The sequence below is a fragment of the Micromonospora sp. CNZ297 genome, from assembly GCF_007827625.1.
Map to the genome: position 1 here is coordinate 117,871 of NZ_VISU01000009.1, position 12,044 is coordinate 129,914.

The window sequence follows — 12,044 nt, forward strand, 5'->3', positions numbered from 1 at the left end:
GGGGTCTCCGGGTCGGGTCGGTGGGCCGGGCCCGGACGCGCGTCCGGGCCCGGCCCGTTCGGGTCAGCTCGCGCCGAGGTCGCTCAGCGCCCGCTCCGCGCCGCGGTGCAGCGGCACGGGGTCGGTCTTGCGGGCGTTGCCCAGCTCGATGCCCTTCGCCGCCGGGTTCGCCTGGGCCAGGGCGTCCTTGGAGTCGAACACCGTCCGGGTGATCGCGCAGGCCACGTCGGCGTCCAGGTTGTCCCGCACCAGCAGCACGTTCGGCACCACGATGGTGGGCACGTCGGCCGGGGTCCGGTAGATGTCCTTGCCGATGGTGCCCGCCTGGTACGCCGGGTTCAGCTCGGCCATCTTCGGCAGCAGCGGGCTGATGTCGACGAACTTCACCTTGTCGCCCGACGTGGTGAACAGGTCGGTGACCCCGCCGGTCGGCACGCCGCCGGACCAGAAGAAGCCGTCGATGCTGCCGTCCTTCATGCCGTCGACGGTCTTGGTGAGGTCCAGCCGCTGCGCCTGGATGTCCTTGGCCGGGTCCAGTCCGGCGGCGGTGAGCAGCCGGTTGGCGATGACCTCGGTGCCGGACTTGGGCGAGCCGGTGGAGATCTTCTTGCCCTTCATGTCGGCCACCGACGTGATCCCCGCGTCGGCGCGGACCACCACCTGCGTGTAGTTGTCGTAGATCCGGGCCAGCGCCTTCACCGGCTGCGGCGAGCTGAAGCTCCCCTTGCCCTGCACCGCGTTGACGGCGGTGTCGAACAGCGAGAACGCCACGTCGTACTGGCCGGCGACGAGCTGCTCGACGTTCTGCACCGAGGCGCCGGTCTCGGCGGCCGTCCCGGTGAGCTTGCCGTCGGTGGTCTTGCTCAGCTCACCGGCGAGCGCGTTGCCGACCACGTAGTAGACGCCGGTGGCGTTGCCGGTGGCGATGCCGACCCGGGTGTCCTTGGTGACCTTGCAGCTGACCTCGCGGGCGGCGTCGTCCTTCGCCGCGCCGTCCTGACGGCCCCCGCAGCCGGCGGCACCGGCGGCGACCAGGACCAGTGCCCCGACACCCGCCACTATCCTCGCGTCGATCCGTCCCACTCTCTCTCCTCCCCAAGGTCCACGGATTCTTCGACCGCCGGGCGGCCGGGGTGCCCGGCGGCGCCACGTCGGACGTACACGCCCGCGACCGCGAGCGCGGCGAGCGCCGCGCCGATCGCCATGGGCAGTGGTTCCAGCCAGAGCAGCACCAGCCCGGCGATCGCGCCGACGATCCGCTCCGGCACGCCGGCCGGGCCCACACCGGGTAGCCAGCCGCCGGCCGCGACCGCCAGCACCGCGACACCCAGTGCCGACACCAGGCCGGCCGTCACGATCCGCCCGGCGCCGCCGATGCCGAGCAGGCCGAGACCGGTCGGTGTGATCACGAAGGCCAGCGGAATCAGGTACGCAGGCAGCGCGTACCGCAGGGTCTGCCACATGGTCGGCACCAGCCGGCCGCCGGTGACCGCGGCGGCGGCGACAGCTGCGAGCGCGGTCGGCGGCGAGACCTCGGACAGCACCGCGAAGTAGAAGACGAACATGGCCGCGGCGGGCGCTTCGACGCCCAGGTTGAGCAGCGCCGGACCGATGATCACCCAGCCGATGACGAACGAGGCGGTGACCGGCACGGCGAGGCCGAGCAGGCTGAGCGCGACGGCGGCGAGCACGGCGGTGAGGGCCAGCACCACTGCCGGCTCGGAGCTGACCGCCTGCGCGCCGTCGATCAGCAGCGCTGCGGCCTGCGGCCCGAGGCCGGTCTTCGTGGTGGTGGCGGTGATGATGCCGGCCGCGGCGCAGACGGCGCTCACCGCGAGCACCCCGCGTACGCCGTCGCGCAGCGCCTCCACCAGCCGGGCCGGCGTGAGGCGGTGCCGCCGGTCCAGGAAGGACAGCACGGCGGCGAGCACGGTGGCGATGACGACCGCGCGCATCGCCGACGCGCCGAGTGCGAGCACCACGATGATCACGAAGAGCGAGAGGAAGTGGTAGCCGAAGCGGGCCAGCAGCCGCCAGGCCGAGCCGGTGTCGATGACCACCGGGCGGACCCCGGAGCGCCGGGCGTCGATCTCGACGGAGAGCAGGATGCCCAGGTAGTAGAGGATCGTCGGCACCGTCGCCCAGCCGAGCACCTGGAGGTAGGAGACGCCCAGGTACTCGGCGATGATGAACGCCGCGGCGCCCAGCGTCGGCGGCGACAGGATCGCCCCCACACCGGCGGCGGCGAGCATGCCGCCCGCCCGCTCGGCCGGGTAGCCGGCGCGGCGCAGGATCGGCCAGGTCACCGCGCCGATGCTGACCGTGGTGGCGGCGCCGGAGCCGGAGACCGTGCCGAGCAGGAAACCCGAGGCGACGGCGGTGCGCCCGGCGGCCGTCCGGGAGCGGCGGAACGCGGCGGCGGACAGTTCCACGAAGAACCGGCCCGCGCCGGACAGGTTGAGCACCGCGCCGTAGATGGTGAACAGCACGATGTAGGAGGCGGCCACGTCCAGCGGGGTGCCGTAGAAGCCGCTGTCGGAGTTGTAGAACGCGTCGACGAGCTGCCCGAAGTCGAGCCCCGCGTGCGCCACCGGCCAGGACTGCGGCAGCAGCCCGCCGTAGTAGCCGTACCCGAGGAACAGCACGCAGACCGCCGGCAGGATCCATCCGGTCGTGCGCCGGCACGCCTCCAGCAGCAGAAGCAGCAGCCCGGTGCCGAACGCCACGTCCAGCGGATCGAGCAGGCCCTGCCGGTCGAGGAAGGCGTCATACCCGCCGCCACCGGCGCCGATGGTGACCGGCAGCACCGGGTAGAGGCAGACGACGAGCGCCGCGAGGGCCAGCAGCCAGTCCACGGGCGTCGGTCCGCGCCGGTCGTCCGCGTCGGCCGCGTCAGCCTTGGCGCGTCGCAGCCGCACCCCCGAGGGGTACGCGAGGAACACGATCGGCAGGACGCCGGCCAGGAAGAAGATCAGGTAGTACTTGCTGCCCTGGGCCAGCGGGAAGAACACCTGCCAGAGCGTCAGCAGCCCGACCGCGACGGTGATGCCGGTGAAGAGGACACCGACCGGTCCGGCGAGTACGCGTCCCGGCTTCTCCTCCTCGAACCGGGCGGCCAGTTCGCGGGCGTCCTGGGTCTGTTCCGGGCTCTCGCTCTTGTCGCGGGTCTCGTTCTCGCCCGTGGTGTCGTGCTCGCCTGCGGTGTGGTGCTCGTCCGCGGTGTGGTGCTCGCCTGCGGTGTGGTGCGCTGCTCGGCTGTGGTGGTGGGTCTCGCCCGGCCCGTCGTCGGCCCACTCGGGTCCGGCGACGCTTCCGTCGTCCGGCGGCAGCGACACCACCTCGGCGTCCACGTCGGACCCCGGTCGTCCGCCGGACGGCGGCCGGGGTTTGGGGGGAGTCGCGTCGGAGGGGCGAACGGGCGGCACGAGGGGGCACGATACGCGAATAGCGCGCATGTTGGGAACATTGCCGATCGTGATTGCAATGAGTGACGGAATGGAGCTTCGCTCACTCGCGTCACTTATTTCTTGAAACTGTTTCGCAATGGCGGGAGAAGGGTTCTCCCGGCTCTCTCCCGATATCACTTACAACGATGAAGAATGAACGTGCCGGGGATGCTTGTCGTCACGCAACGTGTCCGCTGAGGTGGGTGCGTCTTTCGTGGCGGCTCGCGCGGACGGCGCCCGTAGCACCCCGCTCGCGCCGTGCTGTGTGCGCTCGCGCCCGCCACGCTCACCCGGTTGGGAAATGGCTGGAAAGCGTGTTCGCCGTCTCACGTTTCCACGATCGACTCCACTTCGCCGAGGTGGTGGCATCGGAAGACGGATCACGCGTTACCTCAGCGCCCTGGCCTTCGCCGCCCGTACACCGCGCTCTCGCTTCCGCACACGGTGGCCGGTCGACCGGTGGCCGACCCTCGGTGAGTGGAACGTCATGGGTGCTTCCGGCCCCGTTTGACACCCATGACGTTCCACTCGTCGTGACGGTCGTCGTGATGGCGGCGATCGGTGGTCGCGGTGGAGCGACGGCTCGCCGGGATTTCGGGCGGGGAGTGGTGGGGCGACGGTGGGAGCGCTGCTCCCGCCGCCTTTGCTCTGCATCCATCGGCGCACATGGTTACGGAGCGTGTCTGTCGCGCGCGTGGCTGCAGAGCCGGAGGCGGCGAGCGGGCGGAAGGTGCCGACGGGGGAGGCGGCGACAGGGCGTGGGCAGTGGAGCGGGTGGGAGTTGAGGGCAGGGCGGGGCCGCGGAAGAGGCCGGCAGGGAGGTGGGTGGGGGCGGTCGCCGACGGCCGAGCGGCCGGTTTGCGGGTGCGGTGGTTATCGCTGCCCTCGTCAGGGCATGTCGTGCGGGACGACATGACGACGAGGAGGTGCCATGGCCGCCCGCGACGACGCCCACGACGTCCACGAGGACACCCGCGACGGGCGCGAGGACGCCCCCACCACGCGCGACGACGCCCGCGCCGGGCACGACCGGCCGGACGCGCGGAAGCACGCCGGACCGGTGGGGCCGGACGACGGGCCGGACAGCCCGGCCGACCTGTCGGCGACGGGCTGGATGGCGACCCTCAAGCGGACCGTGCGGGAGTTCCAGGACGACAGCCTGACCGACTGGGCCGCCGCGCTCACCTACTACGGCGTGCTCTCCATCTTCCCGGGCGTCCTGGTGCTGATCTCGGTGCTCGGCCTGCTCGGGGACCGGGCCACCGAGGGGGTGCGGGACACCGTCGGACAGGCGGTGCCGGAGGAGAACATCCGCCGCATCATCGAGAGCGCTATCGACCAGGCGGGCCAGTCCGGCGGGCTGGCGAGCATCGCGGCGATCGTCGGTCTGGTGGCGGCGTTCTGGTCGGCGTCCGGGTACGTCGCCGCGTTCATGCGGGCCTCGAACAGCATCTACGACGTGCCGGAGGGGCGGCCGATCTGGAAGACGCTGCCGGTGCGCCTCGGCGTGACCGCGGTGATCGGCGTGATGCTGCTGATCAGCGCCGTGATCGTGGTGTTCACCGGCGGGCTTGCCGAGCAGGCCGGGAACGCGATCGGGCTGGGCGAGACCGCCGTGACGGTGTGGAACATCGCCAAGTGGCCGGTGTTGCTGGTGCTGGTGAGCCTGATGTTCGCGATCCTCTACTGGGCCTCGCCGAACGCCCGGCACGGCGGCTTCCGCTGGGTCAGCCCCGGCGGCGTGCTCGCGGTGGTGCTCTGGCTGGTGGTCTCCGGCCTGTTCGCGCTCTACGTCAGCAACTTCGGCTCGTACAACAAGACGTACGGCGCGGTGGCCGGCGTGATCATCTTCCTGGTGTGGCTCTGGCTGAGCAACGTCGCCATCCTGCTCGGCGCCGAGTTCGACGCCGAGCTGGAGCGCAGCCGCGCCATCGCCGCCGGGCACCCGGCCGACGAGGAGCCCTACGTGGAGCTGCGCGACGACCGCAAGCTGCGCAAGAAGGGCCGCGCGCACTCCCGCTGACCCCAGAAGGCATCGCCCCGCCCGGAAGAATCCCCGGCGGGGCGATGCGTTTTCATGATCCGGAACTCGCTTTTGTTCGTATGGACAAAAGTTTGCATCAGACGTGCCGAAGCTATGGACATGCGGCCCGGAAGGCTCCTACTGTGTCGGACACAACACACATCGCCGTCGTCGATGTGACGGACTTCCGATGCGGAGGTGACTGCCGGTGCGGACGGTCGACCCCCTGCACGTACGGCTTCTGCGACTGCTCCGGGACGAGGGCGCGGTGTCCCGCGCCGAACTCGGCGACCGGCTCCAGATGCCCCGCCCGCGCCTGCTCGCCGAGCTGGAACGCCTGGTCTCCCTCGGCTACGTGGCCGAGGCGGGGCTGGCCGCCTCCCGGGGCGGGCGGCGCTCCACCCTCGTCGAACTGAGCCCGCACCTGCGGTTCGCCGCCGTCGACCTGGGCGCCAGTTCGATCGACGTGGAGGTGGTGAACGGCCGGCTGGAGACGGTGGCCGCCTACACCGAGACCGCCGACATCCGCTCCGGCCCGAAGGTGACGCTCCAGCGGGTCAACGAGCTGCTGCACAAGGCCAAGGTGGACGGCGCGTACGAGCGGCTCGACGCGGTGGGCATCGGCGTACCGGGGCCGGTCAGCTTCCGCGACGGCGTGCCGGTCTCCCCGCCGATCATGCCCGGCTGGGACCGGTTCCCGGTCCGCGAGCTGCTCACCCGCGAGCACGGCTGCCCGGCCGTGGTCGACAACGACGTCAACATCATGGCGATCGGCGAGCGGCACGGCGGCGTGGCCCACTCGGTCGACGACTTCCTGTTCATCAAGATCGGCACTGGTATCGGCTGCGGCATCTACCTGCACGGCGAGGTCTACCGGGGCACCGACGGCTGCGCCGGGGACATCGGCCACATCCAGGTCGACCCGAACGGCCCGATGTGCAGCTGCGGCAACCTCGGCTGCCTGGAGGCGGTGTTCAGCGGCGCCGCGCTGGCCCGGGAGGCGACAGTCGCGGCCCGCACCGAGGTGTCCCCGGCACTGGCCGAGCGGCTCGCGGCCCGGGGGGTGGTGACCGCGCTGGACGTGGCGCAGGGGGCGATCGAGGGGGACGTCACCTGCATCCAGCTCATCCGCGACGGCGGCCGGCGGGTCGGGAGCGTACTGGCCGGGCTGGTCAGCTTCACCAACCCGTCGATGATCGTGATCGGCGGCGGGCTCGCCCAGCTCGGGCACATCCTGCTGGCCGAGATCCGCAGCGTGGTCTACCGCCGCTCGCTGCCACTGGCCACCGGCAACCTGCCCGTCGTCCTGTCCGAGCTGGGCCCGCGCGCCGGCGTCGCCGGCGCGGCGGTGCTGGCCAGTGACCTCGCATTCGGGGAGGCAGCGTGAACGACACCGGCAAGCCGCTCGTCGAGGCGCCCGCGGACGCCGTCGCGGGCGAGGTGGTCCTGCGCCTCACCGACGTGGTCAAGACGTTCCCGGGGGTACGCGCGCTCGACGGCGTGCAACTGGAGGTGCGGGCCGGAGAGGTCCACTGCCTGCTGGGGCAGAACGGCGCCGGTAAGTCCACACTCATCAAGGTGCTGGCCGGGGTGCACCGGCCGGACTCCGGCGAGGTGCTCTGGCGGGGCGAGCCGGCCTCGTTCGCCAACCCGCAGGCCGCCATGCGTGCCGGCATCGCCACGATCTACCAGGAACTCGACCTGGTCGACGACCTGTCGGTGGCGGAGAACGCGTTCCTCGGCCACGAGCCGCGCCGGTTCGGCTTCGTCCGGCGGGGGCACATGGCCCGGCGTGCCCGGCAGATCCTGGCACGGCTCGGCCACCCGGAGATCCCGCCGGGACGGCTGGTGCGGCACCTGCCCGCCGCCGGCAAGCAGATCGTCAGCATGGCCCGGGCGCTGTCCCACGAGGCGCGGCTGATCATCATGGACGAGCCGAGCGCGGTGCTGGCCCACGACGAGGTGGCGAACCTGTTCCGGATCATCCGGGAACTCACCGCGCAGGGCATCGCGGTCATCTACATCTCGCACCGGCTGGAGGAGATCCGCGAGATCGGCGACCGGGTCACCGTACTCAAGGACGGCCGGACCACGGCGGCGAGCCTGCCGGCCCGCGAGACGCCGACCCGCGACCTGGTCGCCCGGATGACCGGGCGGACCATCGAGTACGTCTTCCCGCAGCGCCCGGCCGACCACGGGGACGGCGCGGAGCTGCTGCGGGTGGACGGGCTGACCCGGCACGGCGAGTTCGCCGACGTCTCGCTCGGGGTCCGGGCGGGAGAGATCGTCGGCATCGCCGGGCTGGTCGGTTCCGGCCGGTCGGAGCTGCTGGAGACCATCTTCGGCGCGCGCCGGGCGCACGCCGGGACGGTCCGGGTGGACGGCCGTGCGCTGCGTCCCGGCAGTGTGGGCGCGGCGGTACGGGCCGGGATGGGCATGGCGCCGGAGGAGCGCAAGAGTCAGGCGCTGCTGCTCGGCGAACCGATCTACCGCAACGTCACGCTCGCCACGTTCAGCAGGTACGCCCGCCTCGGCTTCACCGATACCGGACGGGAGCGCGCCGAGGCGGACCGGATCGCCGCGTCGCTGGAGCTGCGGCCCCGGGACGTACGCCGGCCGGTGCGCACGCTGTCGGGCGGCAACCAGCAGAAGGTGGTGGTCGGGCGGTGGCTGCTCGGAGACACCCGGCTGCTGCTGCTCGACGAGCCGACCCGGGGCGTGGACGTGGGCGCCCGCGCCGAGCTGTACCAGGTGATCCGCGATCTGGCCGCCCGTGGCGTCGGGGTGCTGCTGGTCTCAAGCGAGGTGCCCGAGGTGCTGGGCCTGGCCGACCGGGTGCTGGTGATGCGGGAGGGCCGGGTGGTCCGCGAGGCCCCGGCCGGCGAACTGGACGAGAACACAGTGCTCGACCTCGTCATGGCGGGGTCTCTCATGGAAGGCGCACCGGCATGAGCGATGTCAGAGAATCCTCGCTGCCCGCGCAGTCGCCGCCGGTGGAGCGGACGGAGACCGCGAAGGTCGGCGCGCCGGCGAAGCTCTCCTGGTGGCGCGGTGACGGCGGGGAGGGCGTCAAGCGCAACCTCGGCCTGCTCGCCACGCTGGTCGTGCTGGTGGTCATCGGCGTCCTGACCCGCCCCGACCTCTACGGCGACCCGAACTGGGTGTGGGGCAACACGCTCACCATCCTCAAGCTCGCCTCGGTGGTCGGCGTGGTCACAGTCGGCATGACGTTCGTGATCATCGGCGGGGGCATCGACCTGTCGGTCGGCGCGATCGTCGCCCTCGCCGGGGTCTGGTGCACCACAGTGGCCACGCAGAGCTACGGCGCGGGCGGCATGATCTTCACCGCGCTCACAGTCGGGCTCGCCGTCGGCGTGGTGAACGGGCTGCTCGTCTCGTACGGGCGGCTGGTGCCGTTCATCGCCACGCTCGCCATGCTCGTGGCCGCCCGGGGGCTGGCGGCGGAGATCTCCGACAAGCAGACCCAGGTGTCGGGCAGCACGTTCATCAACGGCATCGCCAGCACGAACGTGCTCGGCATCCCGCTGCTGGTCTACATCCTGGTGGCGGTGGTGGCGGCCGGCTGGGTGCTGCTGAACCGGACCACGTTCGGCCGCCGTACGGTGGCGGTCGGCGGCAACCCGGAGGCGGCCCGGCTGGCAGGCATCAACGTCCGCCGGCACACGGTGCTCCTCTACGCGCTGTCCGGCCTGTGCTGCGGCATCGCCGCGGTCATGCTGACCGCGCAGGCCACCTCCGCGCAGGCGGCGATGGCCAACCTCTACGAGCTGGACGCGATCGCCGCCGCGATCATCGGCGGCACGCTGCTCAGCGGCGGGCGGGGAACGATCATCGGCTCCCTGCTCGGGGTGATCATCTTCTCCACCATCACCAACCTGTTCGCCATCAACAACCTCTCCGCCGAGGCCCAGAACATGGTCAAGGGCGGCATCATCGTCGCCGCCGTCCTGGTCCAGCAGGTGCAGTTCGGCAGTCTCACCCAGTTCCTCGCCCGCAACCGGGCCACCACCACCTGACCCCACCCGCGCACACCCCGGCTGCCGTCGTACCGACTGTGGTCCGGCCCGCCACACCCGAAACCACCCCACCACCTCATCCCAGGAGGCGTCATGAGAACACCGCGCCATGACCTGTCCCGCCGCCGGCTGCTCTTCGGCGGGGCCGCCGTCTCCGCCGGGGTGCTGCTCGCCGGCTGCACCAGCAACGAGCAGAACCCGACCGAGGCGCAGACCAAGGCGGCCGGTTCCGGCGCCAACACCGAGACGGGCAAGAAGGTGAGCATCGGCTTCTCCGCCCCGGCCGCCGACCACGGCTGGATCGCCGCCATCACCAACAACGCCAAGGCCCAGGCCGGGGCGTACCAGGACGTGGAGCTGAAGTCGGTCGAGGCCGGCGCGGACGCGGCGGCCCAGCGGGCGGCGCTGTCCACGCTGATCTCGCAGAAGCCCGACGTGATCGTGCTGCTGCCGCACGACGGCAAGGAACTCAACGCGTTCGGCCTGGAGGCGATGAAGGCCGGCATCCCGGTGGTCAACCTGGACCGGGCCTTCCCGGACGCGCGGGCCTACCGGCTGCAGATCAAGGGCGACAACTACGGCATGGGGGTGGCCGCCGCCACCTACATCGCCGAGCAGCTCAAGGCCAAGGGCGTCAGCAACCCGGTGATCGGCGAGATCCCCGGCATCGAGTCGCTGGAGCTGACCCAGGAACGCTCGAAGGGGTTCGCCGACACGCTCGCCTCGTACGGGTTCAAGGTCGCCAACCGGCGGCCTGCGGAGTTCACTGTGGACTCGGGGCAGCAGGCCGCCACCGGCCTGTTCCAGGCGCTGCCGAAGATCGACGCGGTCTGGAACCACGACGACGACCAGGGCATCGGCGTGCTCGCGGCGGTCAACCAGGCCAACCGCAAGGAATTCGTCATGGTCGGCGGCGCCGGCTCCAAGAAGGCCATGGAGGACATCGCCGCCGACAACACGGTCCTCAAGGCCACAGTCACCTACAGCCCGTCGATGGCCTCCTCGGCCATCTCCCTGGCGCGCCTGATCGGCCAGGGCAAGGGCATGTCCGACCTGGTCGAACTCCAGGTACCGAAGGAGATCGTGCTCGCCTCCGAGACGATCACCAAGGAGAACGCGAGCGACTACCTGAAGCTCGGGTTCTGACACACGGGGGGAGACCCACCTTGTCCAGTCACGACAGCATCCTGCGGGTCGGCATGGTCGGCTACGCGTTCATGGGCGCCGCGCACTCCCAGGCGTGGCGCACCGTGAACCGGGTGTTCGACCTGCCGGCGCGGGTGCGGATGGCGCTCGTCTGCGGCCGCGACGAGCCGAAGGTGGCCGAGGCCGCCGACCGGCTCGGCTGGGACGGCTACACCACCGACTGGCGGCGGCTCGTCGAGTCCGACGAGATCGACGTGGTCGACATCTGCACGCCGGGGGACAGCCACCGCGAGATCGCACTCGCCGCGCTCGCCGCGGGCAAGCACGTGCTGTGCGAGAAGCCGCTGGCGAACAGCGTCGCCGAGGCCCGCGAGATGACCGAGGCCGCGGCCCGGGCACGCGAGTCCGGGGTACGCGCGATGTGCGGCTTCAACTACCGGCGGGTGCCCGCTGTCGCCCTGATGCGGCAGCTGGTGGCCGACGGGCGGATCGGCGAGATCCGGCACGTCCGGGCGACCTACCTCCAGGACTGGATCGTCGACCCGCAGTTCCCGCTGGTGTGGCGGTTGCAGAAGGACAGGGCGGGCTCCGGCGCGCTCGGTGACATCGGCGCGCACATCATCGACCTGACCCAGTACGTCACCGGCCAGCTCGTCACCGGGGTCAGCGCGCTCACCGAGACGTTCGTGCGTCAGCGGCCGCTCGTCGCCGGGTCGAGCGGCCTGGCCGCGCAGGCCGACGGCAACGGCAGCGCGACGGGCCAGGTGACAGTTGACGACGCGGCGGTGTTCGTGGCCAGGCTCGACGGGGGAGCGCTGGCCACGTACGAGGCGACCCGGTTCGCCACCGGCCGCAAGAACGCCCTGCGGGTCGAGATCAACGGCTCGCGCGGCAGCGTCGTGTTCGACCTGGAACGCCTCAACGAGCTGGAGTTCCTGGACGCCACCCGGCCGGCCGCCGAGCAGGGCTTCAGCCGGATCCTGGTGACCGAGCCGGACCACCCGTACCTGGGTGCGTGGTGGCCGCCCGGCCACATCATCGGCTACGAGCACTCCTTCACCCACCAGGCGCGCGACTTCGTCGAGGCGGTCGCCACCGGCGCCGACCCGGCCCCGTCGTTCGCCGACGCGTTGCAGGTCCAGCTCGTGCTCGACGCGGTGACCCGCTCGGCCGAGCGGGCCGCCTGGACGGAGGTGGAGCCCGCTCTGGCCGAAGCTTCCGCCTGACCCGAGACGGCCCCTACGGGGTCCGTCGACACTCACCGGCGCCGGCCGGCGAGGGCCCGCCGCGGTTGCGCCCCGCGGCGGGGACGAGGCCGGCTCCGGGGAGCGTGCCGCCGGTGTCCGCCGGCACGACCAGCACGGCCCTCCGGTGCGGCCGGACCGGGATTCC

8 protein-coding genes are annotated in these 12,044 nt (G+C 71.7%); 6 read left to right on the plus strand and 2 right to left on the minus strand.

Annotated elements, in window-relative coordinates:
* Positions 1 to 63: 63 nt before the first annotated feature.
* Together FB454_RS17925 and FB454_RS17930 are read right to left on the minus strand one after the other, a co-directional pair.
* Positions 64 to 1,083 (minus strand): TAXI family TRAP transporter solute-binding subunit, encoded by a 1,020-nt coding sequence (locus FB454_RS17925; RefSeq protein ID WP_013287916.1) that lies wholly within the window; start codon positions 1,081 to 1,083, stop codon positions 64 to 66.
* Positions 1,059 to 3,350: a TRAP transporter fused permease subunit gene (locus FB454_RS17930; protein ID WP_013287915.1), complete on the minus strand. Its 2,292-nt coding sequence runs from the start codon at positions 3,348 to 3,350 to the stop codon at positions 1,059 to 1,061. The genes FB454_RS17925 and FB454_RS17930 overlap by 25 nt, the downstream gene beginning before the upstream one ends.
* A gap of 1,027 nt (positions 3,351 to 4,377) precedes the next feature.
* Here FB454_RS17930 and FB454_RS17935 point away from each other — a divergent pair.
* The 6 genes from FB454_RS17935 (at position 4,378) to FB454_RS17960 (ending at position 11,878) form a co-directional block, all read left to right on the plus strand.
* Positions 4,378 to 5,469 (plus strand): YihY/virulence factor BrkB family protein, encoded by a 1,092-nt coding sequence (locus tag FB454_RS17935; RefSeq protein WP_091331000.1) that lies wholly within the window; start codon positions 4,378 to 4,380, stop codon positions 5,467 to 5,469.
* 208 nt (positions 5,470 to 5,677) lie between these two features.
* On the plus strand, positions 5,678 to 6,856 hold the full coding sequence (locus FB454_RS17940) for an ROK family protein (RefSeq protein WP_013287913.1): 1,179 nt from the start codon (positions 5,678 to 5,680) through the stop codon (positions 6,854 to 6,856).
* A complete protein-coding gene (locus FB454_RS17945) occupies positions 6,853 to 8,421 on the plus strand; it encodes a sugar ABC transporter ATP-binding protein (protein ID WP_145754865.1) in 1,569 nt (522 codons plus the stop codon). Before FB454_RS17940 ends, FB454_RS17945 begins: the two co-directional genes overlap by 4 nt.
* Entirely contained in the window at positions 8,418 to 9,506 is a 1,089-nt protein-coding gene (locus FB454_RS17950; protein WP_145754862.1) for an ABC transporter permease, read from the plus strand. The genes FB454_RS17945 and FB454_RS17950 overlap by 4 nt, the downstream gene beginning before the upstream one ends.
* Positions 9,507 to 9,599: 93 nt before the next feature.
* Positions 9,600 to 10,652: a substrate-binding domain-containing protein gene (locus tag FB454_RS17955; RefSeq protein WP_013287910.1), complete on the plus strand. Its 1,053-nt coding sequence runs from the start codon at positions 9,600 to 9,602 to the stop codon at positions 10,650 to 10,652.
* Between the two features lie 53 nt (positions 10,653 to 10,705).
* Positions 10,706 to 11,878, plus strand: coding sequence for a Gfo/Idh/MocA family protein (locus FB454_RS17960; RefSeq protein ID WP_369752285.1), 1,173 nt, complete (start codon positions 10,706 to 10,708; stop codon positions 11,876 to 11,878).
* The last annotated feature ends 166 nt before the right edge of the window (positions 11,879 to 12,044 follow it).

Bases quoted from the DNA above. Each gene is read 5' to 3' on its own strand.
- FB454_RS17935 (WP_091331000.1), top strand. From the start codon at position 4,378: ATGGCCGCCCGCGACGACGCCCACGACGTCCACGAGGACACCCGCGAC.
- FB454_RS17950 (WP_145754862.1), top strand. From the start codon at position 8,418: ATGAGCGATGTCAGAGAATCCTCGCTGCCCGCGCAGTCGCCGCCGGTG.
- FB454_RS17955 (WP_013287910.1), top strand. From the start codon at position 9,600: ATGAGAACACCGCGCCATGACCTGTCCCGCCGCCGGCTGCTCTTCGGC.
- FB454_RS17960 (WP_369752285.1), top strand. From the start codon at position 10,706: ATGGTCGGCTACGCGTTCATGGGCGCCGCGCACTCCCAGGCGTGGCGC.